The sequence below is a fragment of the Paraburkholderia sp. genome, from assembly GCF_047605525.1.
Taxonomy (GTDB): Bacteria; Pseudomonadota; Gammaproteobacteria; order Burkholderiales; family Burkholderiaceae; genus Paraburkholderia.
On record NZ_JASGFN010000011.1, the window covers coordinates 1 to 24274 of the forward strand.

The following is a 24274-nucleotide window of genomic DNA, read 5'->3' on the forward strand; positions in this document are numbered from 1 at the left end:
CTGCCGCGCGTGCTGCGCGGCGTGCCGGCCGATGCCGCCGCGCCCGCGCTGCTCTCGTCGACGGGGCGCAGCCTCGTCGAGCAGTTCTTCGACGCGTCGCCCACGTGGTCGCATGCGCGCGCGATGCTCTCCGTCTGCGTGAAGGAAGCGCTAGCGGCGTGGCCGCGCACTCGTCGCCTGCGCATACTGGAAATCGGTGCGACGAGCGGCGAAGTGCTCCAGCCGCTCGACCTCGGCCTGCCGGCTGCACAGTGCGAGCACGTTCTTGCGGGTACGCACCAGCAACTCGCCGCGCTCGACGCGGAAGCACACGCACACGTTCAAACGCTGCAGCTCGGCGAAAACGAGCCGCTTTTCACGCATTGCCACGACGCGGCGCCGTTCGACGTGGTCGTCGTCAACCGCATGCTCGGCGAGCAGGCCGATCCGCTCTCCGTACTGCAGGCGATTGCCGAACGGCTCGCGCCGGGCGGCATTGTCGTGCTCGCCGACGCGCGCCGCAGCCGTTTCACCGACATCGTCTTCGGCGTGGCGGGCCACGAGGTCGCCGCACAGGCCTATGGCGCGCTCGAGCCCGCCGCATTGCAGTCGCTGTGTGAGCGCGCCGGCCTGCGGGATGTCGTGCGCCACACGGAGCAGGGTCTCGATCTCGAAGGCGCGCCGACACTGATGGTCGCGCGCAAGCCCGCCTCCGCGCGGCAGAGGCAAGCCGGTTCGGCTCACGCTCAACCCTGGTTGATCGTGCAGAGCGGCGACGATGCGTTCGGCTGCGCGCTCGCGACAGAACTTGCGCGTCAAGGCTGCGAGGTTGAATCGGCTGGCGCGCGCGAAGCGGTCGCGTGGCTCGAACGCAGGAACACGCAAGCGCAGATCGTGTTCGTCGCGCCGCTCACGCAGCTTGACGACGCCAGCGGTGCCGACGTGATGCACGCGCAGCAGCGCGGTGCGCTCGCACTCGCCGCGCTCGCACGCGAACTCGATGCAGCCGGCATGGCCGCGCGGGCACGCCTGTGCGTGGTGACGCGCGGCGGCGCACCGTTTGGTCAAGCCGCGGGCTCGGCCGCGCACCCCGAGCAGGCGAGCCTCTGGGGCCTCGGCCGCGTGATGGCGAACGAGTATCCGGCGCTTGCGTTGCGCCTCATCGACGTCGCGTGCGCGGACGGCGGAGCCGTATCGCAACTGGCGCACGTGCTCACGCGCGACGACGGCGAGGAAGAAGTGCTGCTCACGCCGCGAGGCCGCTACGTGCCGCGCATGCTGCCGGCGCAAACCGTCGAACGGCAGACTCTCCGCGACGAAGCCACGGCTGAACAGGTGGCCGACGCCGTGCCTGCGGTGCTGGCGTTCGACATGCCCGGCTCGCTGCGCAACCTCGAATGGTTCGCTTTGCCCGCGCGCGAGTTGAATCCGGGCGAAGTCGAGATCGCGCCGATCGCAACCGGTCTGAACTTCCGCGACGTCATGTATTCGATGGGCCTGCTCTCCGACGAAGCGGTCGAGACCGGCTTTGCCGGGGCGACGATCGGCATGGAACTCTCGGGCCGCATCGTGCGGGTCGGCGAGGGCGTCAAAGGCTGGGCGCCGGGTGACGCCGTGCTCGGCTTCGCACCGGCTTCGTTCGCCACGCACGTGGTCACACGAGCGAGCGCGATCGCGCGCAAGCCCGAAACGATTTCCTTCGAAGCAGCCGCTACGATTCCCACCACGTTCTTCACCGCGTACTACGCGCTGTGCGAACTCGCGCGACTGCGTCGCGGCGAGCGCGTGCTCATTCACGGCGGCGCGGGTGGTGTCGGCATCGCGGCGATCCAGATCGCCCGCCATCTCGGCGCCGAAGTGTTCGCCACTGCCGGTGCCGACGAGAAGCGCGAGTTCGTGCGCCTGCTCGGCGTCGATCGCGTGTTCGACTCGCGCAGCCTCGCGTTCGCCGACGAGGTGCGCGCCTGTACGAACGGCGAGGGCGTCGACATCGTGCTCAACTCGCTCGCGGGCGAGGCGATGGTTCGCGGCATCGATACGCTGCGTCCGTTCGGCCGCTTCCTCGAACTCGGCAAGCGCGACTTCTACGAGAACAGCCAGATCGGTCTGCGGCCGTTCCGCAACAACATCAGCTATTTCGGCATCGACGCCGACCAGCTTATGGGCGTGCTGCCGGATCTCACCACGCGCCTCTTCGAGGAAGTGATGGCGCTCTTCGTGAGCCGTGTTCTGCATCCGCTGCCGTATCGCGCTTTCCCCGCCGCGCGCGCGGAAGAAGCGTTCCGCTACATGCAGCAGGCGCGCCAGATCGGCAAGGTGCTCGTGACCTATGCGTCTGGCACGCCCGCGCCCACGCGCGGTGTCGCGCAGCCCGCGCTGAGTCTCGATCCGCGGGCGGCGTATCTGATCGTCGGCGGCACGGGCGGTCTCGGTTACGCAAGCGCGCGCTGGATGATCGCGCGCGGCGCGCGGCATCTGACGCTCGCGAGCCGCGGCGGCGAACTCGACGCCGCGAAGCAGCAGGAGCTCGAACGCTTGCTGGCCGCGCACGGCGTGAACGTGACCGTGGTCTCGTGCGATGTGACCGACGCGGCGGCGCTCGATCATCTCGTCGAGACGATCGAGGCGTGCGGCACCCCGCTCAAGGGCGTGCTGCACTCCGCGATGCGCATCGACGACGGCCTGCTGCGCAATATCGACGACGCGCGCATGCTCGCCGTGCTCGAACCGAAGGTCGCGGGCGCATGGAACCTGCACCGCGCGACGCGGCGCTGCGCGCTCGACTTCTTCGTGCTGTATTCGTCGGCCACGACGTTTCTCGGCAATCCGGGCCAGGGCGCGTACGTTGCGGCCAACAGCTTCCTCGAAGCGCTCGTCGCGCATCGCCGCGCGGCCGGGCTGCCCGCCACCTTCATGGCATGGGGGCCGATCGAGGACGTCGGCTTCCTCGCGCGCAACAGCACGACGCGTGAAGCGCTGCAAGCGCGCATCGGCGGTGCGTCGATCACCTCCGACGAGGCGATGACGGCACTCGAACGCGCGCTCGCAAGCGGTGCAGCCGGCGAGGCCGTGGTGCGTCTGGACTGGGCGGCGATCGCGCGCGGTATGCCCGCGGCGCAAGCGCGGCGCTATATGGCGATGCAAGGCGGCGCGGCAGCCGAGACGACGAACGAAGACGGCGCATTGCTCGCGCAGTTGCGCGCGCTGCCGCGAGCCGACGCGATCGCGCTGGTCGAGACCGCGCTGCGTGGGCATATCGCGCGGATTCTGCACATGTCGCCGGAGCGCGTCGCGCTCGATCGCTCCGTGCTCGAGCTGGGCATGGACTCGCTGATGGGCATGGAGCTCGGCATGGCGGTCGAGGAATCGTTCGGTGTGAAGCTGTCGATCATGGCGATCGCCGAAGGTGCCACCGTGCATACGCTCGCCGTGCGCATCGTCGACATGCTCGACGAGAGCGCTGCCGACGGCGCTCAGGCTGCGTCGAACGATGCGGGCGACGAGGTCGCGGCGTTGGCCCAGCGCCATGCGCTCGACGAAGACGAAGCGCGCGCGCTGCTCGAACGCAATCGCGGCAACGCCACTCACACTCACGATCAACAGGGAGACGAGTCATGTCAGTCGACGCCGGCGTTCGCGGAGTAAAGCTGCCCGCGGGCTGGCAGGCGAGCGAAGGCACGCTCGCGCGGCCGCTCGAACTGTCGGGGCATGGCCTGCATACCGGGCGGCGCGTGAACGTGCGCATTCTTCCGGCTGACTCGGCGCGGCTCGCGGGCGAGCGGCACGGCATCGTGTTTCGCCGCACTCACAAGGGGCGAGCGCTCGGCACGGTGGCCGCCGATCCGTCGCTGCGCCGGGGCCAGCCGCTCTGCACGATGCTGCACGGCAACGATGGTCTCGGCGTGCGCACGGTCGAGCACCTGCTGGCCTCGCTGCTCGCCTGCGAGATCGATCACGCGATCGTCGAACTCGATGCCGAAGAGGTGCCGATTCTCGACGGCAGCGCGCAGCCGTGGATCGACGCGATTCGCGCGTGCGGTCGTACCGCGTTGCCGCAGCCGAAGCTCTTTTTGCGGGTGCTCAAAAGTGTGAGCGTCGCTGACGGTGAGGGCGCCACGCGTCGCGAGATGCGCGTCGAACCTGCCGACGACTATGCACTCAGCGTGCATAACAACGACCTCAAGGGATTCGGCGACATGGAGTGGCACGGCGTGCTCACGCCGCGCGCCTTCGCCGACGAAATCGCATCGTCGCGCTCGTATGGGCAGATCAAATGGGCGGTGCCCGCGATCGTGGTCGGCTATCTGCGCGGCTGGCCGATTCTGCGCGGCGCACGGCTGTCATGCACGGCCGCGATCGTCGGCAAGCGGGTGGTCGGCGGACTGCGCCGGCCCGACGAGTTCGTCCGGCATCGCGTGCTGGATCTGGTCGGCGATCTCGCGCTCGCGGGTGCGCCGTTGCTGGGCCACGTGAGCGCGCGGCGGCCGACACATGAAATGAACTACCGGCTGCTCGCCGCGTTGCTGGGAACGCCCGGCGCGTACGAGTGGGTCGAGGCGCACGCGTAACGCGTGGCGCACATACAGGCTGGATCGGATTACATGGGACTCGGGGAAACACTACGGCAGCAACTGGCGGCCAAGGCACTGAAGCGGCAACTGGAGCGCGCGACCGATGCGGCCGCGGCGCCCGGCATGCCCGATGTGCAGGCGGCACCGGCCGCGCGGACGCTCTCCGCACGCAGCCGCTTCGAAGAGATGCCGCAATATCAGCAAGTCAGGCTGATGCACGAAATGGGCGAGACGCTGCGAGTCGAGTCGCCGTTTTTTCGGGTACATGACGGTATTGCGGGCGCGACGACACAAATCGGCGGCCGCGAGTATGTGAACTTCGCGAACTACAGCTACCTCGGGTTCGCGGGCGACCCCGTCATCGCGTCGCGTGCGAAGGCCGCCATCGATCGGTATGGCACGTCGGCATCGGCGAGCCGGATTGTCGCGGGAGAACGGCCCGTGCATCGCGAACTCGAACGCGCGATTGCGGCGTTTTATGAAACCGACGATTGCGTCGCGTTCGTGAGCGGACATGCGACCAACGTGACGGTGATCGGCGCACTGTTCGGACCCGGCGATCTGATCGTGCACGATGCGCTCGCGCACAACAGTATCGTGCAGGGCGCGCAGTTGAGCGGCGCGAAGCGATTGAGCTTCGCGCATAACGATTGGCAGGCGCTCGACGAACTGCTGACGCGCGTGCGTCGCGAGTATCGTCACGTGCTGATCGCGATCGAAGGGCTGTACAGCATGGACGGCGATTTCCCCGATCTCGAGCGTTTCTGCGAGGTGAAGGAGCGGTACGGCGCGTTTCTGCTGGTCGACGAGGCGCATTCGCTCGGCGTGCTCGGCGCGACGGGGCGGGGCATTCGTGAGCAGTGCGGCGTGGCACCGGATCGTGTCGATCTGTGGATGGGGACGATGAGCAAGACGCTGGCGGGTTGTGGGGGGTTTATCGCTGGTTGTCAGCCGCTTGCCGACATGCTGCGTCATCTGGCGCCGGGATTTTTATATAGCGTGGGCCTTGCGCCGGCGCTCGCCGAAGCGTCGCTCGCGGCGCTCGAAAGTTTGATTGCGCAACCCGAACGGGTCGAGCAATTGCGGGAGCGGGGGCATCAGTTTCTTGCCGAAGCGCGTGCGGCTGGACTCAATGTCGGCACGAGCGCGGGCTATGCGGTCGTGCCGGTGATTACGGGCAGTTCGTTGAAGGCCGCGCAGTGGGCGAACGCGTTGTTCGAGCAAGGCATTAACGTGCAGCCGATTTTTTATCCGGCTGTCGAGGAGAAGGCGGCGCGGTTGCGGTTTTTTATCTGTTCGACGCATGGGGCGGAGCAGATTAGTCGGACGGTGACGGCGGTGGCGCGGTTGGCGGGTAATTCGTGATCAGATTTGAGCATTCATGAAGAAGAAATTTTTGGCAGTTTGCCTTCCTGCAGTTTTGATGCTTACGGGGTGCGGGACGTTTCCGGACTGGTTGCCGACATCCGGTCCGAGCCGTCAACAGGTTCGGGAGCAGAGTGATTCGGGGCGCGTTGAGGGTATCCAGGTGGTGGATGTCAACGACGGGCTGGCGCGCAAGCTCGCCGACGCAAAACGGCTGGACCAGTTCTCGAGCACCTTCGCGAGCAAGACGGCCAACAACTACGTGATCGGACCTGGCGACGTGATCGAAGTGACGATCTGGGAGACGCCGCCCGCCATGCTGTTCAGCGCGAGCGCGCCGGTTTCCCTGCCGTCGCTCGGCTCGGGCTCATCGAGCAGTGTTACGCTGCCGACGCAAATGGTGGCCGCCGACGGCACCGTCTCCATTCCCTTCGCGGGCCGCATCGCAGTGGCTGGTCACACCACCGAGCAGATCGAGACTAGTATCGTCAATCATCTCAAGGGCAAAGCGAATCAGCCGCAGGTGCTCGTGAGCGTGGTGAAGAACAACGCTTCAAACGTCACGGTTGTGGGCGAAGTCAACACCAGTACGATGATGCCGCTCACGCCGAAGGGCGAGCGCCTGCTGGACGCGCTCGCCTTTGCGGGCGGGTTGAAGCAGCCGGTCAGTCATATGGCGGTGCAATTGTCGCGGGGTGACACGACAGCCACCATGTCACTCGAATCTGTGATTCGAGATCCGAAGCAGAACGTGCTGCTCAAGCCGGGCGACGTGGTGACGGCGCTTTTCCAGCCGCTGACATTCTCGGTGCTCGGCGCAACAGGCAAGAACGACGAGATTCCTTTCGAAGCACAGGGTATTTCACTGGCGCAGGCGCTGGCTCGTTCGGGGGGGCTGAGTGATAGTCGTGCAGACGCGCGCGGTATCTTCGTGTTCCGCTTCGAAGATGCAAAGCTCGTGGACAACATGGATCCCTCGGTCAAGGTCAACAAAGGCAAGGTGCCAGTGGTGTACGAGATCAATTTGCGCGATCCGGCTGCGTTCTTTGTCACGCAGAATTTCCCGGTTCAAAACCACGACGTGATTTATGTTTCGAATTCGCCTGGCGCGGAATTCCGGAAGTTCCTTACGTATGTCGTGATGGTGGCCGATCCGACGGTGACGTTTACTCATGATGTGCAGTAACGTGTTATGACAGCAAGAGTTCGCAGCGCTGGCGAAATTACTTTTTCTGTCTGGCGCGCCATGTTTCTGCGCGAGGCGCTCGATCGTCTGTTCGAGGCGCGGGCGGCATGGCTTTGGCTGATGGTTGAGCCGATTATCTATATTTCGCTCCATGCGTTCGGGCTGGAGACATTCCACGTGCATCAGATTGGTGGAATGGCTATCAATATGTGGATTATCGCGGGCTTTATCGGATTTTTGCTGTGGCGTCGGACCTGGACGCAGGTACTGCACGGGATAGACTCCAATAAAGCATTCTTTGCTTACAGGCAGGTCAAGCCATTTGATGTTGCTCTGGTGAGAGCTGTCCTGGAGGCATTCCTCATGGTACCGATATCTGTAATGATCGTTGTGCTCGCGATCGCTGCGGGCCACGGCATGACCATGGATACAACGAATCCGAAATGGCTTCCGGCTGATCCGTTGCTCGTTATCCTGAGTTTTATCGGACTGTGGTTGCTTGGATTGGGCCTTGGCCTCATCACATCCGTGGCGATGCGCGTTGTTCCAGAACTCGACCACATTTTCAAGCTTCTCTATTTACCTCTTTACTACATCTCAGGAGCGTTGCTGCCGATCTCCCTGTATGTACCGAAACCATATCAGTATATTTTCGTTGCCAATCCTGTCGTCAATGGACTTGAGTTGATGCGCCAGGGCTTTTTGCCCACCTATCACACTCTTCAGGGAGTGAGTCTTGCCTATCTTTACGCCTGGGCACTAGGACTCATGCTGGTTGGCCTCGCGCTGTACAAGCGTTATTCCAGAAAGCTGGTGATGCGTTGATACTGATCGAAAACGTTCATAAGCGCTACGTGACCGAACACGGCGCCGGGAAATGGGTACTGAGAGGCATCAGCATGACCATTCCGCCCCGTCGAAGCGTTGCCCTGATCGGTCACAACGGCGCCGGGAAATCCACCTTGTTACGGATCATCGGTGGCATCGATTTTCCGACTAAAGGCAGAGTTCAGCGACTATGCCGCGTTTCGTGGCCGATGGGCGGTGGTGGGCTGGAGGGCACGCTTACCGGACGCCAGAACGCGAAGTTCGTCTGCCGTGTTCATGGTCACGAAAATGAAGTATCTCGTCGACTCGAATTCATCCAGGATTTCGCGGAACTGGGGGGCGCGTTCGACGAACCGGTTCAAACCTATTCTTCGGGTATGCGGTCGCGGCTCCAGTTTGCTCTGTCGCTGGCATTCGATTTCGATGTCTACATTTCCGATGAGGTTACCTCTGCCGGCGACGCCCGCTTCAGAAAAAAGGCTGCCGATGCATTTAAAGGCATGGCTAGCAAAGCCAGCGTGATCATGGTTTCCCATGATGAAAGTACGCTCAAACAATTTTGTCAGTCGGCAATCTGGATTGACGAGGGCCAGGCGCACTGGTTCGACGATCTTGCCGATGGATTGAACGCTTACAAGACCAAACTTCTCCCATGAAAGAACCGTTGGCAATTGAAAGTTTCCGCTCGAGTAGTGGGTGGGCCGGTGTTTACGAGAAAGCAAAAAATGCACTGTTTTCCATCCGGATTTTCAAACTGAGCATCCGGTTGGTGATAATCGCCGCCATTGTCGCCATTCCGTATTGGCTATTCTTCGCTTCCGACCGTTATGTTTCGCAGGCGACCGTAATCATTCAACGAACAGACCAGATCAACGGTCCGAGCGTAGCCATCCCTGCAGCCCTCACAGCAACTGGCGGTGCGAATAGTGCAGATCAACTCTTGTTGATCGAATATCTTCTGTCGGAAGACATGCTCGAAAAGATCGATGCGAAGCTGGACCTTCGATCGCACTACAGCAACTGGCATCGCGATCCGATTTCGCGTATGTGGTTCAAGAATGCACCGGTGGAGTGGTTCTATCAGTACTGGCTCAATCGCATTGATGTCGAATACGACGACTACAGCGGAGTTGTCCGAATTCAGGTGCAAGCCTACGACGCGAAAACCGCTCAGGCCATCGTGGACCTCATGGTCAAATTTGGCGAGCAGCATATGAACGAACTGGGCCATCAACTCGCTCAGTCGCAGGTGGACTTTTTGCAGAGGCAGGTCACCTTTGCGCACGATCGTCTGATGGAGGCTTCGCAAAACCTGCTGACGTTCCAGAACGAGAAGGGTTTGGCTGCGCCTGCATCGACAGCCGACAGCATTAATACGTTGATAGCGAGACTTGAAGGGCAGAAGGCCGACATTCAGACGCAGCTTGCCGCGTTGCCGCCCAATCTGAGCCCGAATCAGCCTACAGTGATGATGCTGAAGAAGAATCTCGCGGCACTGGATCAACAAATTGCGCAGAAACGTGCGGAATTGGCGGCGCCGTCGAGCAAAACGCTTAATTACACGATCGATGAATTCAAGCAGTTGCAATTGCAGGTGACCTTCGCACAGGATCTCTACAAAACCGCGCTTTCCGCACTAGAGCAAGGGCGTATGGATGCAGCACGTACACTGAAGATGGTATCTATTCTTCAATCGCCCACCATGCCGGGCTATCCGATGCAACCGCAGCGCATCTATAACGCGTTTATTACGTTGCTCATTGCGCTGGCATTGATCGGTATGATCAAGCTGCTCGAAAGCATCATTCTCGATCACGTGGATTGAGTTCGACAAAAGCATGAACACCCTCAATGAGGACATCGACAAGAAAGTCGGCATAACAGCGCGGCATCGCAGCTCATTCACGAAATTCTGGTAAACGCATCTTGAACACAATATCAATAATAGGCTTGGGTTATATCGGCTTGCCGACGGCAACACTGTTCGCGTCGCGCAAAATGCGAGTGATCGGTGTCGACGTTTCGGAATATGTTGTCGATACCATCAATCGGGGAAATATTCATATCGTCGAGCCCGAACTGGATATTCTGGTTCAGGCGGCGGTTGGCGCAGGCTATTTGCGCGCGACCATGCAGGCAGAGCCTGCCGATGCGTTCGTCATTGCGGTGCCGACGCCGTTGACGGCCGGGCAGAAACCCGATGTGAGCTGCATCGAGGCCGCAGCGAAATCGATCGCGCCAGTGCTCGCAAAAGGCAATCTCGTCATTCTGGAGTCTACGTCACCAGTAGGCACCACGGAAAAGCTCGCGCAATGGCTGGCCGAGATGCGTCCCGATCTGACGTTTCCACAGCAGGCCGGTAGCGATTCCGACATTCGCATCGCTTACTGTCCGGAGCGGGTGCTGCCTGGGCGCATCGTGCACGAACTCGTTGCCAACGACCGCGTGATTGGCGGCATGACGCACAAATGCTCGGAGGCGGCAGTTGCGCTTTACAAGTCGTTCGTGCAGGGCGAATGCGTGGTGGCACAGGTGCGTGCGGCCGAAATGTGCAAGCTGGCCGAGAATAGTTTCCGCGATGTGAACATTGCTTTCGCCAACGAATTGTCGATGATTTGCGACGACCAGGGCATCGATGTGTGGGAACTGATCCGTCTTGCAAACCGGCATCCGCGCGTGAATATTTTGCAGCCGGGTTGTGGCGTGGGCGGGCATTGCATTGCCGTCGATCCGTGGTTCATCGTCAATAGCGCACCGGAAACCGCGAAATTGATCGCGACCGCGCGATCTGTCAACGATACGAAACCCAAATGGGTGCTTCAGAAAGTCGATGAAGCAATCGCGGAACTGAAAGCACACGGCATGACGGCGACCGATATCGGCATTGCGTGCTTCGGTCTCACGTTCAAGCCGGACATCGACGATTTACGTGAAAGTCCGGCACTGCATATCGCGGAGGCATTGGCAGATCGTCATGCAGGTAAGGTTTTTGTCGTAGAACCGAACCTGGAGAGTCTGCCGCAGAGCCTGACCGATCGTCGCGTTGCGCAAATGGATTTGAGAGCCGCGATAGAACGCGCCAGCGTTCTTGTGCTGCTGGTCGATCACTCGCAGTTCAAGAGCATTTCCCCGCAATTGACCCGTTTTCAAAAACTCATCGACACTCGCGGAGTCTGGGAGAGGAAACATGGCTAACAATACCGATAACAAGGACGCGTTCGAATCTCTCGTCTCGGAACTTCAGCGGGAAAACGAGTTGTTGCTCGTTCAGCTTCATCACGCTCAAGAGGAGTTGGAGCGCAATTATTCTGGGACCCAACCTGTAGCCCCAAGCCTGACGACCGGTTCGAAATCCGGGGTGACGAATGCATCCGTAATCGCGAGCGGTTGGGTCGCCGATGAGCTGCCGGAAATGCACGCGGAAAACCGCCGCCTTCAGGCGCTCGTCGACGCGCAGAAGAAGATCCACGAACGCGAATCGAATCACGCATTGAATGCTTGGCTAGGCAACATCCTGATCGAGGGTGTGGATGCGCCTGTTTCGCTCTTTTCGGTACCCGGCAAGCTCGTCAGGATATGGCGTCAATCGACTCGTCGGATTCCGCCAGCGGCGCTGGGCGGCAAAGATTTCAGTAAGGTTATCGCAGCGTGGCAAAGCGGTGGTTTCAACGCCGTCGAAAAAGTCATTGGCGCACAGTCCATCGCTCCCGCGATGCAGGCCCAAGGCTACACGGCACTCGCACGACACCTGGGAAAAGACGATCGCGCAAATGCGGCGGAAGCGGCTCGCCGTGCTTACGACCTCGATCCGAAGGCGTTTCGTCTGAAATGGCTGGCGTTCCGGCTGCATGAGGCTGGCGACGTCGTCGAGGCGGAAGCCATGCTCGAATTGCTGCCTGTCGACACGCAATTCAGTGAGTCCGAAGCTCGTCAGGCCAAACAACTGCGAAATGAGGCAAAGCGTGCGCGCGACAGCGAAGCGAAGCAGAAAACCGCATTTGCGGAGCGTCGTGCGGCTGCCGAGAAGCAGTTGAGCAATCTCGCTCGCGAACGTGATCAACAGTCCAGGCTCGCAATTGACCGGGAGCGCGAAGTTACAGCGCTGAAGCAGTCGAAGGCGAAGCTGGAGCAGGAAAAAACCATACTATCGGCACGCCACGAATCGCAGGCGCGTCTGCTGGACGAATGCAATCGCGAACTCGAAGCGCTCAAGCACGCAAAATCACAATTGCAAAAAGAGAACGCGCTGCTAGTCGAACAGCGCGATCAAAGCGAAACCGAATTGCGCGACGCGCTTGACGCGTCGATTCAGAAGAGCGGCGATAACGAGTTGCTGCTGGAAAATCTGCATCGGGTTCAGGAAGAACTGGAGCAGGTTTTTGCCGAGCGCGAGAGTCTGCAGCGCGTCAATGTGCAACTCGACGCGCAGGTATGCGACGCGCAAGAACGCGCGCGCGAACTGGAAGCGCTCAAGGCTGCAAAAGCGACCGTCGAACAGGAACTGCAGGCGTTGGCGGTCCGGCACGAAGTCGAACTTCGCATCGCCGAAGAACGCCTTCGAGAACTCGACGCGCTGCGGCAGACAAAGGCACTGTTGGAGCAGGAAAAGCAGTCGTTGACGATCAGGCACGAGGTGCTATCGAACGTTGTCGCGGAACGCGCGAAGGAACTTGATACCTTGAAGCAAACGAAAATGCAGTTGGAGCAGGAAAAACACGCATTGACGACTGCGCAGGAAGCTCAGGCAAGGGCCATGGAGGAGCGCACTCGCCAGATCGATCTTCTGAAACAGGAGAAGACGAAGCTGGAGCAGGAAAAGCATTCGCTGACGGTCAGGCATGAGGTGCTATCGGGCGTCGCCGCGGAACGCGCGAAGGAACTTGATGCCTTGAAGCAAACAAAAATGCAGGTGGAGCAGGAAAAACACGCGTTGTCGACTACGCAGGAAGCTCAGGCCAAGGTCGTGGAGGAGCACACTCGCCAGATCGATCTTCTGAAACAGGCGAAGACGAAACTGGAGCAGGAAAAGCAATTGCTGATCGAGGGACGTGACATGCAAGCGCGCATAGCAGAAGAGCGTGGAGGCGAGTTGACGTCATTGAAGCAGGCCAAAGCCAAGCTGGAACAGGAAAAGGCTGCGTTAGAGAAATTGAAACGGGCGATTGTTCCCAAAACGAATAAGGGCGACGCTGATATCGACGACTTGCTGGTGGATCTGGAGTTGTTTTTTAACGGTAAGGCGATTATCTACGTGGACGTCGGCGCCTATGTGGGCGACGTGTTCCTGAAGATCAAGCGTTCGAGTAAAAGATTCCGGATTCACGAAGCACATTTGTTCGAGCCTAATCCGAACAGCTACGCGCAACTTACGAGCAAGATTTCCGGGTCCGATAGTACGGTCGTGCACACGTACAATCTCGCGATTGCTGAATCGAGCGATACGCATCGCTTCATCCCGGCAAAAAGCATGACCAAGGCTTTGTCGGTTGACCTGGTGTCCGAACCTGGTCCAGGTGATGTGTTTACCGCGCGCTGCGTAAGCCTTGATAGTCAGGCTCCGATATTCACCGATGGCAAGATCAACCTGCTCAAGATCGACGTCGAAGGCAAGGAAATGGACGTGCTAGCAAGTGCACGCAAATTGCTGGAGCGCCAGAGCATCGACATTCTTTATATCGAGGTCGGTTTCAATCGTTCTGGAACGCAGCAGACCTATTTCGCGGAAGTTGATCAATTCCTGCAGACATTCGGTTATCGGGTACTGCGCATTTATGAGCAGAAGGAAGAATGGATGCGAGATTCGCCGTTGTTACGGCGCGCGAATATTGCATATATGAGTGAAAAGTTTGCAAATGCTCATCCGTTGAAATTGATGCAGGAGCTTCAGGAATTGAAAAATCGGCTCAATGAGCTAACGGATGGCATGTTAAAATCGGAAAGATAGTCTTGGGTAGTTTTTCGAATATTGTACCCAACGGTCGATCTTTTACGACAGAACTTTGATTCGGTTAATGCGGCAGCGTCCGTCCTAACGGGGTAGTGATGAGTATCAAGCAGGGAAACGATCTGGTTCGCGCTGGCGATCTCGTCGGTGCGATCAGGGAGTACAAAAAAATCGCGAATAGCGATCCGCTGTATAAGTTCGCCGAATTTAATATCGCCTGGGCTGAGAAAAAGCTTTGCCTCGATGGGGCCGCAATTCCGGCACCGCGAAAACCGCATCGCGACGTGAGCCATGCCGGGCCAAAAATCTCGATTGTCATGCCGGTCTTTAATGTAGGACCGTATCTTGACGCGTGTATTCTGTCGGTCCGTTACCAGACCTATAGCAACTTCGAGCTGATTATTGTCGATGATGCTTCCACCGACAACGGTAAGGAAATCATCAGAATGCACGCGGAACTCGACAGCCGCATCCGCGTGATTCATCTCGATCACAACACGTTGGGCGGTGCGGGCATTCCGAGCAATATCGGTATCATCGCCGCGACAGGTACGTATATCGGTTTTGTCGACAGTGACGACTGGATTACAGAGACGGCATTCGAGAATATGGTCGCCGCTGCTGAGCGGCATAAGGCAGACATCGTCATTGGCGGTTTCCGGACGTTCGTCGAGCACAGTCGCCACTATTCGGAAGCGTACGATCTGCAGATGTTCGAAAAGATTCCGACCGATAAAGCTTTTACGGCCAAGTCCGTGCCCGAGGTATTTCGCACTTCACCGGTGCCGTGGCGAAAACTTTATCGTCGGGCTTTTCTGGAAGACAATCAGATTGCGTATCCGGAAGGCGACTACTTCTACGAAGACAATCCGCTTCACTGGTTTGTACTCGCATCGCATGGCACGCTCGTCAAGATCGACGACATTATCAGCTACCATCGGATGGCGCGCGAAGGTCAAACGATGGGCGCGGCCGATTTCAAGCTCGCGGCCATGTGCAGCCATATCAACACGATTGGCTGCTTCCTGGCCGGTCACGTCGATTTGCCAGAAGATCAACTGATCGTCGACGAGTTCTATGATTTCTGTTATCGCAGCAGTTGGATTTCGCAGCGTCAGGAGCGGGAAGAGGTCAAGGCAATTATCGGGAAACGCATTGCCCAGATCGTATCGAAAAATCAGAAACGGCTCCCGGCAAAAAATCTTCGCTCGAACTTCAATAACCGTATCGAGGAGTTTTACAAGGGTTACGCGCAGCACGATCTGACCGTCGTGATTCCCACGTACAACTGCGAGACATTCGTTGAAGAAACGCTCAATTGCGTACTGAATGTACCGGGCATCACGACCAATGTCCTCGTGATCGACGACGGCTCGCAGGATCGCACCGCGGAGATCTGCCGCAAGCTCGAGGAACAGCACGATAATCTGCATTTTTTCCAGCAGAAGAATCGCGGAGCGGGGCGCGCGCGCAACGCTGTGATTCCTTTGTGTACGGGGCTGTACACGTTCTTCCTCGACGCGGACGACGTTGTCGATGGCGAACAGCTTGGCAAAGCGGTTATCGAAGCGAAACGGCACGGCAACGACCTGTATTTCATGAAATACAGAATCGAATACCACGAGAAGAATCAGGTTCGCGACATGTTTAATGCGGATAAGGCGTTGTGGGAGAACTTCCGTCACGCAAAGGACAACAGCGAATTGCGCCGTATCGCTTCGTCGCTGATCAACTATCCGTGGAATCGAATTATCAAGACAGAGTTGCTTCATGACGCGAATATCTTTTTCGGCGCCACGGTGGTTCATAACGACATTGCCTTTCATTGGGAAAGCCTGCTGGCTGCCAACAACATTGGCTACGGCGAAGGAGAGGTGTGCACACACCGCAAGTTCGAGCAACGGTCGCAAATCACGAATGTCTCGGATCATCGGCGTCTGGCTGCGTTCGATGCGTTGGAATTTACTCATCATCGCATCATCAATCACACGAACGGCACTTATCTGCTCGACGTCTGGAATGAGTTCGGCAGCAACCTCGTGAAATGGGTGAAAGACCGCGTTCCCGAGGATTTACAGTCTCTTTACGAGGCCAGGAAAGCAAAACTATTAGATCTGCTGGCAAGCCGGCAAGAAGAGGAAACCCACAATGTATGACTATCTGATCGTTGGCGCCGGTATGTTCGGCTCTACCTTTGCGCGTCTGGCCGCCGATGACGGCAAAACCTGCCTGATTATCGATAAGCGCGAGCACATTGCGGGCAACTGTCACACGGAAGAAAAAGAAGGAATTCAGGTTCACGTCTACGGGCCGCATATTTTTCACTGCAACGACGAGCGCATCTGGTCATTCGTGAATCGCTTTGCACGCTTCAATAACTTCCGGAATCAGCCGATCTCCGTATCAGATGGGAAGGTTTATTCGCTTCCTTTCAATATGTATACCTTCAACCACATGTGGGGTGTGAAGACGCCGCAAGAAGCGAAGGAGAAGATCGCATCGCAAAAACTCGATCTTCAAGGCCGCGAGCCACGCAATCTCGAGGAACAGGCGCTGTCGCAAGTCGGCACGGATATCTACGAAAAGCTGATTCGCGGCTATACGGCAAAGCAGTGGAAGCGCGACCCGAAGGATTTGCCGGCGTCGATCATCAAACGATTGCCTGTGCGCCTGACGTGGGATAACAACTACTTCAATGACAAGTATCAGGGCGTGCCCGAAGACGGGTACACGGCCATGTTTGAGAAAATGCTTGAAGGGATCGATGTGAAGCTCGGTGTCGACTATCTTGCCGATCGCCAAGCATGGAATGCGAAAGCAAAGACTGTCGTCTTCACTGGCAAGATCGATGACTATTTCGATTGCCGATTCGGCGAACTCGAATATCGAACCCTCGATTTCGAGACCTGGATAGAAGATACCGACAATTATCAAGGTAATGCGGTTGTCAATTACGGTGATTCTGACGTGGCCTGGACCCGTATTATCGAGCACAAGCATTTCGCACCGGGCAACAGGAGCGAGAAAACCGTGGTCACGAAGGAGATTCCGGCGACTTGGGCAAACGGGAAAGTTCCATATTACCCGGTCGGCGACGAGGTCAACTCAGACCGCTACGCGAAGTATCGCGAGCTTGCGGAAAAAGAGGATAAGGTCGTATTTGGCGGACGACTCTCTGAATACAAGTACTACGACATGCACCAGGTTATCGGATCGGCGTTTGCGAAGTACAAGTCGTTGGTGTGAACGTTACGATGAATGTGGCGGAGATTCGAAACGCGAGCCTTTCTTCAGTGAGTTTTTCGATGAATATTTTCAGATTGCAGTTGTCGAATGGATCGGTTGTCGATAATCCGAACATCGATGGTTTGGTCGTCGATTTCAGGGCGAAAGGCTCGGAAGTGCTCGTGCACGAAGGCGCGCTGTTCCGGAACTGCAAATTTATCGTGGGTGCGGGCAGTAAGATCAGTATCGGCGAGACTCACAAGCGCGGTCTCATCAATACAACAGTCGACATGTCCGGCATTGGGACAAACAAAACTCTGGTAATTAAGTCCGGAGTCTCCATCGAGAGCGCCCGGTTTGCTATGGCGAACGAAAGTGATCTTCACATTGAGATCGGAAGCGATTGTATGTTGAGCTCGAATATCATATTCCGTGCTACCGATGGGCATGCGATGTTCGATCTGGAGACCCGCGAGCTTTTGAATCGGTCACGACCAATCATCATTGGAGACAACTGCTGGATTGGGTCGGAGGCACTTTTTATGAAGGGTGCGATCATTGCCAACAACAGTATTGTGGGCACTCGTGCTTTGGTTGCTTCTCGATTCGATGAAAAAAATGTTGTGATCGCGGGTGTACCGGGAAAGATTGTGAAGAGGAATTGCGGCTGGAGTCGAACTTATATCGATAACTACCAGATTGAATCTTGAAACTTCAGATTTTTATAGTGCACTGGAGGCGAAGCTTGTTTCCTGGAAAATAAATAGATGGCCGATTTTTGATTATCTGAAGAATTTGAGTTGAGAACATATAAATGAACGCGCGAATAATTCATCGCAGTGTGTGGTCGCTGGTGTGCGCTTGCACGTTGTCTTTATCTTCCGCCTGGGCGGGGCCGGTCAGTCTGGATGCAGCTCAGGTTTCGAAGTTGGTGGAACTGGTAAAGCAGGACAGCGAAGCCGGAATGCAATATCAGCACGAGTACAAAATTGCGAGCGCAGCACTGAACGACGATCCCCATCCGGTTCCCGTGCTGGTCGGAGAAGGAAAGCTCAATTCAGATCCCGAGAAAATCAGATCTGATGCGGCTCTCGCAGATATGCAGAAGATCTCCGCGTTGGCATGGGTATGGCTGGTAAGTCATGACGATAAATTCGGCGATAAGGGCATGCAATTCATTTTGGCGTGGGCCAAGGTGAATCGACCGGACGGTGATCCGATTAACGAAACCAAACTGGAACCGTTGATTGTCGGATATGACCTGCTGCGCTCCCGATTCACGCCGGAGAACAGGACGTTCATTGATGGTTGGCTGAGAAATCGAGCAATCATATTGTGGAACGATCCTCGACATCGCACCGAAAATTGGCAAAGCCATCGTTTGAAGATTGTCGGATTGATCGCAACTATTCTTGACGACGATTCACTGTGGAAGACAGTGACAACGGGGTTCGAGGAGCAAATAAGTCATAGTTTCTTGTCGAACGGAGCGAGTACGGATTTTGGACTCCGCGACGCGATGCACTACCATTTGTACAGCGTCGAACCTCTGTTGACGCTCGCGTGCGTCGCGCAACAACGTCACCACGACTGGTACGACTATCAGGCGGCGTCAGGCGCATCGTTGCATCGGGCCGTGGATTTCATCAAGCCATATGCGCTAGGTGAGAAAAAGCACGTTGATTTTGCTCACTCAAAAGTCAACTTCGATCGAGTTCGATCGAAGGCTGGCGAGAAGGACTACTCTGAGCACGTGTGGAATACATGTGAAGCAGGGCCTGTGTTTTCGGATGCAAGTTGCGTTGACCCTGGTGCCGGGAACATCGCAGTCAAGGTGTGGTGCGGCACGCCCCATCAGCGTTTCGTAGACTGGTCAAGTGTGGTGAACTTTGTGAAACGAGGCGGCTAAACAGAAAATGTTCTAAAAGAACAAACTCTGTGGTCGTTAATTCAAAATCTGGATAGATGGTAAACGCGCAACTTGGTATTGAGCGACTTGCGGGTCTCGGTGATTTTTGGGAGCTGCATTGCGGCCCTCTCTGTTTTAAAAAGGTAAGCCAATGAAAATCGCAATCGCCGGCACCGGCTACGTCGGCCTTTCTCTCGCTGTCTTGCTCGCTCAGAATAACGAGGTCATCGCTCTCGACATCGTTCCTGGGAAAGTAGCGATGCTCAACCGCAAACAATCCCCGATCGAAGATACCGAGATCGAGGAATTCCTCGCGCATAAGCCGCTCAACTTCCGCGCCACGCTCGACAAGGTCGAAGCCTACGCGAATGCCGACTACGTGATCATCGCCACGCCGACCGACTACGATCCGGAAACGAACTACTTCAACACCCGCTCGATCGAAAGCGTCATCCGCGATGTGAAGGAAATCAATCCGCAAGCGGTCATGGTGATCAAGTCGACCATCCCGGTCGGCTACACGGAGCGCACGCGCGAGACGCTGGGCACGCAAAACCTGATCTTCTCGCCGGAATTCCTGCGTGAAGGCAAGGCGCTGTACGACAACCTGTACCCGTCGCGTATCGTCGTCGGCGAGCGTTCGGAGCGCGCCGAAGTCTTCGCCGATCTGCTCAAGAAGGGCGCCGTCAAGCAGGACATTCCCACGCTCTTCACCGACAGCACCGAAGCAGAAGCGATCAAGCTGTTCGCTAATACGTATCTCGCCATGCGCGTTGCGTATTTCAATGAACTCGACACATACGCCGCGCAGCACGGCCTCGATACGCACCAGATCATTCAAGGCGTGTGCCTCGACTCGCGCATCGGCTCTCATTACAACAATCCGAGCTTCGGCTACGGCGGTTACTGTCTGCCGAAGGACACCAGGCAACTCCTCGCGAACTACAGCGACGTGCCGCAAAACCTGATTCACGCGATCGTCGAATCGAACAGCACGCGCAAGGACTTCATCGCCGAGAGCGTGCTCAAGCGTAGCCCGAAGGTGGTCGGTATCTATCGTCTGGTGATGAAAGCCGGTTCCGACAATTTCCGTGCGTCGAGCATTCAGGGCGTGATGAAGCGCATTAAAGCGAAGGGCGTCGAAGTCATCGTCTACGAACCGGCGATGCACGAATCGAGTTTCTTCAATTCGTCGGTGATCAACGATCTGAATGAATTCAAGCGCTCGGCCGATGTTATCGTCGCGAATCGCATGACGACCGATCTGGCAGACGTTGCGGACAAGGTATACACGCGCGATCTGTTCGGCGGCGACGCATGAACGATCCGCAACCGGCTCGCAACGATTCAATCGGCCCGGCGCTTCCCCGCATTCTGTTCTTCAACGTGAATGGCTCAGGCATGGGCCATCTGAATCGTTGTCTTTCGTATGCGCGGCAGTTGCGCGGCCGTGCTCGACCGGTATTCTTTTCGTTAGCGTCGGCCATCGAGCTCATCGAAGAGATGGGATTCGAGGCGGATTACTTCGTTTCGCCATACTGGTCGACGAGCTCCACGTTTGCGTGGAATAGCGAGCTGGCAGTGCGTTTCGGCATGGTGCTCGAACGCGTACGTCCCGACGTAATCGTCTTCGACGGCACCTGGCCGTTTCAAGGGTTTCTGGCAACCTGCGAAACGTTCGGCTCGCCAGCGCTCGTCTGGTCGAACCGTGGTTTGCTCAAGGAAGACGGCAAGACGGTCTCCGTGGACGAGTCGCACTTCGATCTCGTGATCCAGCCCGGCGAATTGGGCGCGCAGGAAAGCGAGACGCCGCTCGAAGGCGGCGGCACGCGTGCGCTCGTGCCGCCCGTGTGCGTGCTTGACGATCATGAGTTGCTTGACCGCGCCGCAGCGCGCGAGGCGTTGAATCTTCCCCAGGATGGCCGTTTCGTCCTGTTCGCGCTCGGCCCTGGCAATCTGAAGGACGTGGCGGGAATCGGGCACAGTCTGATTCGTATGTTCGATGCGGCCGGTTTCAACGTAGTCTGGGTGCGTGCGCCTATTTCCGTGCGCGACATTGAATTGCCGGCCGGCGTGATGCCGCTGACGGTCTATCCGCTCGCGCGCTATTTGCGTGCATTCGACGCCTTTGTCGGCGCCGCCGGGTACAACACTTGCTGCGAACTCGTGCAGGCGGGCGTGCCCGCGCTGCTCGTGCCCAATGCGCAACTCGCCGACGATCAGGTGCGTCGCGCTCACATGGTCGCCGACGTCATGCCGGCTGTCGTGTCTGCCTGCGAGACCGACGACGAATGCGAGGCCGCGGTCGACAAACTGCTCGATATGCTGAACGGCACGCCCGCCAAACGCGCAACGATTCCGATGAACGGCGCAGTGCTTGCAGCGGAAAAAATCCTCGCTTTGGCGGCAAGACGGGAGCGCATGCAGTGAGCGTGATCGCGGAAGCCAAAGCATTGCGGCGTCAAGTGAAAAGGCTCGCAGCCAAACCCGAATGGGATTTGCTCGCCCGTTACGACCTGCTCGGGAAAAAACCGCCGTCCTCATGGCAGGAGGGCGTGTGGCGGCGCATTCGACATCTACTGGCGTCGACAAGTCTGATTTCGCCGCACGTTACGCGATATCCGTGGCTGCCGACCCTCAAGCACAGGCCGGTTTCGGCCGATGTAAAGACTGTGATGATCTGGGCCCTCGACGCGGATCGTCATCAATTGCGCGCCGCGTGCGAAAGTTTGTCGAAAAAGCTTCAAGGCGGCGATGATCTGGCGCCGGTTCTGGTGACGGATATCGCCGATTTCGCCTTTTATTCCCGGCTGGGTTGGCTGGTCGAATATGTGCCGTCATTGAGCGGCGAGGGCCCATCGCTACAGCGGAGAAAGCAGGCGTATCTCGCGTGGCGCTATCGCAATGCAACCGTTTTGCCGTTGAGCGCTGGTTTGGCCAGCGAGGCGGAATGGCATGCATTGCTGAAATCGAGTTGAGAAAGATGCAAAAGAATCGCTATGCCATGTTGACGGTCGATACCGAAGCGCTGCCCAAACGCGCGCCGCACGATCACGTCAAGCGGCTCATGTGGGGCGTACACGAACGTGGAACGGCGGGAATCCGTGAAATGGCCGAGATCGGCGACGAGTTCGGCGCCAGGCACGTTTATTTCGTCGATCAATGCGGCGCGTGGTCGTATCTGGACGAAACGCGTGAAGTCGTGCGCTGGCTCGATTCCGTGGGGCAGGACGTGCAACTGCATACGCACCCGGAATATTTGCCCGATTCGTTCTGGGCCGAGCATGGACTCGCGCGCCGGCCGCAGTATATGAATCAATATACCGACGACGCACGCGCCGAGTTCGTCATCAAACATTTTGGCGGGCTTATCTCGGAGCAAACGGGCAAGCCGGTTCTCGCGCATCGGGCGGGTTCGTTCCGCTGGAATTCGGCCACGATACGCGCGCTCAAAGCCGCAGGCGTGCGGGCATCGTTCAACAATTCGATGTGCGCCGTCTACGCGAAACAGGCCATTTTCAGCGAACCGACGAATCTGCCGTACGCATGGTCGAACGGCGTGATCGAAGTGCCGATGACGGAAAAGAAGATCTTGCCGAAAGTGGGCAAAGACGAATGGTGGGCGCGCCTCACGTATCCGGAGTCGCCGTATTTCCGTTTCCGTCCCTGGTGGGGCAAATTGCTGCTCGATACGTTCAGCGGCAGCCCGACGTTCTCCATTTTCCTGCTGCATTCGTGGTCGCTGCTGTACTGGGATGAAAATGGCTACGCGACTTATCGCGACGATCAGCGTGTCGAGGGCTATCGCAAGCTTCTGCGTCGTCTGACGAAAGACTACGACGTAATCACGACTGGAGAATTTCTCGATCTGCACGCGCGCGGCAAGATCAGGATGTCGCAAACTGTCGATCTCGCGCGGGCGGAACTCAAGCCGCAAGGGACCGTGCGGGCATGAGTAGCGCATTCGATTCTCTGCAAACGTTCGTCAGCGAGCCGTATCTGGGATTGAGCCGGTGGCTTACGGTCCGCACGCTGGATCGCAAGGCAAAGCGGCGTGCTCCTGCTGCGTCATTCGAGGCCGATGGCAGCGGGCTGCTGTATGTGGCCGCAAGCGCATTGCCGTATCACACGAGCGGCTACACGACGCGCACGCACGAGGTCATTCGCGCGATGACATCGGCGGGCGGACGCGTGCATGCGTTGACACGGCCTGGCTATCCGTTCGATCGAATCGACCGCCTGCACGATGCCGTGAGCGGAGAAACCCGGGTTGGCGAAGTACGGTATCTGCATGCGGCGGGGCCGGCCAATAATCGTCCGGTGCTGCTGTATGCGATGCAGGCGGCGCGCGTGGTGGCGCAGTGGGCGAAGCAACATCGCGTGTCGGTCATTCACGCCGCGTCGAATCACGTGAACGCGTTACCGGCATTGCTGGCGGCACGCCAATTGGGCATTCCGTTCCAGTATGAAATGCGTGGCCTGTGGGAACTCACGCGCATTTCGCGCACACCGCATTACGAACGGCGCCAGGGCTTCAGGCAAGGACTCGAACTCGAAGGGCTCGTCGCGCGCCACGCGGACCGCGTGTTCGTGATCTCAGAGCAATTGGGGCGCTTTGCGCGCGCGCGCTGGGGCATCGATAAGGAACGCATGTTCCTGCTGCCCAATTGTGTCGAGCCCGAACGCTTCGTATCGCTCGCGTCGCGGGAAATAGAGCATGACACGATCGGCTATGCGGGCTCGTTGATGGCCTACGAAGGACTCGACACGCTGATCCACGCCGTGGCGCAATTACGCGCACGCGGCGTGCGGATTGCCGTGAGTCTCATCGGCGACGGTGAAGCGCGTGCGTCGCTCGAAGCGCAGGTGCAGCGGCTCGGCTTGTCGGAACAGATCCGCTTTCTGGGTCGCATGGCGCCGCAAAAGGCGCAGGAAACGTTGAGCCGCTGTGCGCTGGTCTGTATTCCGCGCAAGCCGTTCAAGGTCTGCGAAATCGTGCCGCCGATCAAGCTCGTCGAGGCGCTGGCAATGGGCAAGCCGGTCATCGTGCCGGATCTGCCGGTGTTTCGCGACGAAATGGGCGAGCGTCCCGCGGGCTGGTTTTTCAATGCCGGCGATGCGACCGATCTTGCGCGCGTGATTGAGGTGGCAATGAGTGATCGCGCGGCACTTGCCGCGCTCGGCGAGCAAGCAAAAGAATACGCGACCACAAAGCGTTGCTGGCGCGACTTTGTCATCGAAGCACTACCGAAAAGTGCGGGGTAAGG

Annotated in this window: 18 protein-coding genes; all 18 read left to right on the forward strand. The window is 58.3% G+C overall.

Annotated elements, in window-relative coordinates:
• Positions 1-3624: SDR family NAD(P)-dependent oxidoreductase (locus QM685_RS16860; RefSeq protein ID WP_415117515.1), on the forward strand; the 3624-nt coding region annotated here is incomplete at its 5' end.
• A complete protein-coding gene (locus tag QM685_RS16865) occupies positions 3594-4547 on the forward strand; it encodes a UDP-3-O-acyl N-acetylglycosamine deacetylase (RefSeq protein WP_415117516.1) in 954 nt (317 codons plus the stop codon). The genes QM685_RS16860 and QM685_RS16865, both read left to right, overlap by 31 nt.
• Before the next feature lie 33 nt (positions 4548-4580).
• Positions 4581-5915, forward strand: coding sequence for an aminotransferase class I/II-fold pyridoxal phosphate-dependent enzyme (locus QM685_RS16870; protein WP_415117517.1), 1335 nt, complete (start codon positions 4581-4583; stop codon positions 5913-5915).
• Positions 5916-5931: 16 nt separating this feature from the next.
• Positions 5932-7101, forward strand: coding sequence for a polysaccharide biosynthesis/export family protein (locus QM685_RS16875; RefSeq protein ID WP_415117518.1), 1170 nt, complete (start codon positions 5932-5934; stop codon positions 7099-7101).
• 6 nt (positions 7102-7107) lie between these two features.
• Positions 7108-7926 carry an ABC transporter permease gene (locus QM685_RS16880; protein ID WP_415117519.1) on the forward strand — a complete coding sequence of 273 codons (819 nt, stop codon included), beginning with the start codon at positions 7108-7110 and terminating at the stop codon, positions 7924-7926.
• The gene (locus tag QM685_RS16885; protein WP_415117520.1) at positions 7923-8585 is read left to right on the forward strand and encodes an ABC transporter ATP-binding protein; all 663 of its coding nucleotides are present in this window, start codon (positions 7923-7925) and stop codon (positions 8583-8585) included. Before QM685_RS16880 ends, QM685_RS16885 begins: the two co-directional genes overlap by 4 nt.
• Positions 8582-9754 (forward strand): chain-length determining protein, encoded by a 1173-nt coding sequence (locus QM685_RS16890; protein WP_415117521.1) that lies wholly within the window; start codon positions 8582-8584, stop codon positions 9752-9754. Before QM685_RS16885 ends, QM685_RS16890 begins: the two co-directional genes overlap by 4 nt.
• Before the next feature lie 98 nt (positions 9755-9852).
• Complete coding sequence (wecC, locus tag QM685_RS16895) at positions 9853-11124, forward strand: UDP-N-acetyl-D-mannosamine dehydrogenase (RefSeq protein ID WP_415117755.1); 1272 nt, start codon at positions 9853-9855, stop codon at positions 11122-11124.
• Entirely contained in the window at positions 11117-13873 is a 2757-nt protein-coding gene (locus tag QM685_RS16900) for an FkbM family methyltransferase (protein WP_415117522.1), read from the forward strand. The genes wecC and QM685_RS16900 overlap by 8 nt, the downstream gene beginning before the upstream one ends.
• 98 nt (positions 13874-13971) lie before the next feature.
• Positions 13972-16029, forward strand: coding sequence for a glycosyltransferase family 2 protein (locus QM685_RS16905; protein ID WP_415117523.1), 2058 nt, complete (start codon positions 13972-13974; stop codon positions 16027-16029).
• Complete coding sequence (gene glf, locus QM685_RS16910; RefSeq protein WP_415117524.1) at positions 16022-17119, forward strand: UDP-galactopyranose mutase; 1098 nt, start codon at positions 16022-16024, stop codon at positions 17117-17119. Before QM685_RS16905 ends, glf begins: the two co-directional genes overlap by 8 nt.
• The gene (locus tag QM685_RS16915) at positions 17116-17808 is read left to right on the forward strand and encodes an acyltransferase (RefSeq protein ID WP_415117525.1); all 693 of its coding nucleotides are present in this window, start codon (positions 17116-17118) and stop codon (positions 17806-17808) included. The genes glf and QM685_RS16915 overlap by 4 nt, the downstream gene beginning before the upstream one ends.
• 104 nt (positions 17809-17912) lie before the next feature.
• Positions 17913-19007 carry an alginate lyase family protein gene (locus QM685_RS16920; protein ID WP_415117526.1) on the forward strand — a complete coding sequence of 365 codons (1095 nt, stop codon included), beginning with the start codon at positions 17913-17915 and terminating at the stop codon, positions 19005-19007.
• 151 nt (positions 19008-19158) lie between these two features.
• The gene (locus QM685_RS16925) at positions 19159-20328 is read left to right on the forward strand and encodes a nucleotide sugar dehydrogenase (protein ID WP_415117527.1); all 1170 of its coding nucleotides are present in this window, start codon (positions 19159-19161) and stop codon (positions 20326-20328) included.
• Entirely contained in the window at positions 20325-21437 is a 1113-nt protein-coding gene (locus QM685_RS16930) for a glycosyltransferase (protein ID WP_415117528.1), read from the forward strand. Before QM685_RS16925 ends, QM685_RS16930 begins: the two co-directional genes overlap by 4 nt.
• A complete protein-coding gene (locus QM685_RS16935; protein ID WP_415117529.1) occupies positions 21434-21985 on the forward strand; it encodes a hypothetical protein in 552 nt (183 codons plus the stop codon). The genes QM685_RS16930 and QM685_RS16935 overlap by 4 nt, the downstream gene beginning before the upstream one ends.
• A gap of 5 nt (positions 21986-21990) precedes the next feature.
• Positions 21991-22962 carry a polysaccharide deacetylase gene (locus QM685_RS16940; RefSeq protein ID WP_415117530.1) on the forward strand — a complete coding sequence of 324 codons (972 nt, stop codon included), beginning with the start codon at positions 21991-21993 and terminating at the stop codon, positions 22960-22962.
• Complete coding sequence (locus QM685_RS16945) at positions 22959-24272, forward strand: glycosyltransferase (protein WP_415117531.1); 1314 nt, start codon at positions 22959-22961, stop codon at positions 24270-24272. The genes QM685_RS16940 and QM685_RS16945 overlap by 4 nt, the downstream gene beginning before the upstream one ends.
• Positions 24273-24274 lie beyond the last annotated feature (2 nt).

Coding starts and splice junctions, on each gene's coding strand:
- QM685_RS16865 (WP_415117516.1), top strand. CDS start 3,594: ATGTCAGTCGACGCCGGCGTTCGCGGAGTAAAGCTGCCCGCGGGCTGG.
- QM685_RS16870 (WP_415117517.1), top strand. CDS start 4,581: ATGGGACTCGGGGAAACACTACGGCAGCAACTGGCGGCCAAGGCACTG.
- QM685_RS16875 (WP_415117518.1), top strand. CDS start 5,932: ATGAAGAAGAAATTTTTGGCAGTTTGCCTTCCTGCAGTTTTGATGCTT.
- QM685_RS16880 (WP_415117519.1), top strand. CDS start 7,108: ATGACAGCAAGAGTTCGCAGCGCTGGCGAAATTACTTTTTCTGTCTGG.
- QM685_RS16890 (WP_415117521.1), top strand. CDS start 8,582: ATGAAAGAACCGTTGGCAATTGAAAGTTTCCGCTCGAGTAGTGGGTGG.
- QM685_RS16900 (WP_415117522.1), top strand. CDS start 11,117: ATGGCTAACAATACCGATAACAAGGACGCGTTCGAATCTCTCGTCTCG.
- QM685_RS16905 (WP_415117523.1), top strand. CDS start 13,972: ATGAGTATCAAGCAGGGAAACGATCTGGTTCGCGCTGGCGATCTCGTC.
- glf (WP_415117524.1), top strand. CDS start 16,022: ATGTATGACTATCTGATCGTTGGCGCCGGTATGTTCGGCTCTACCTTT.
- QM685_RS16920 (WP_415117526.1), top strand. CDS start 17,913: ATGAACGCGCGAATAATTCATCGCAGTGTGTGGTCGCTGGTGTGCGCT.
- QM685_RS16925 (WP_415117527.1), top strand. CDS start 19,159: ATGAAAATCGCAATCGCCGGCACCGGCTACGTCGGCCTTTCTCTCGCT.
- QM685_RS16930 (WP_415117528.1), top strand. CDS start 20,325: ATGAACGATCCGCAACCGGCTCGCAACGATTCAATCGGCCCGGCGCTT.
- QM685_RS16940 (WP_415117530.1), top strand. CDS start 21,991: ATGCAAAAGAATCGCTATGCCATGTTGACGGTCGATACCGAAGCGCTG.
- QM685_RS16945 (WP_415117531.1), top strand. CDS start 22,959: ATGAGTAGCGCATTCGATTCTCTGCAAACGTTCGTCAGCGAGCCGTAT.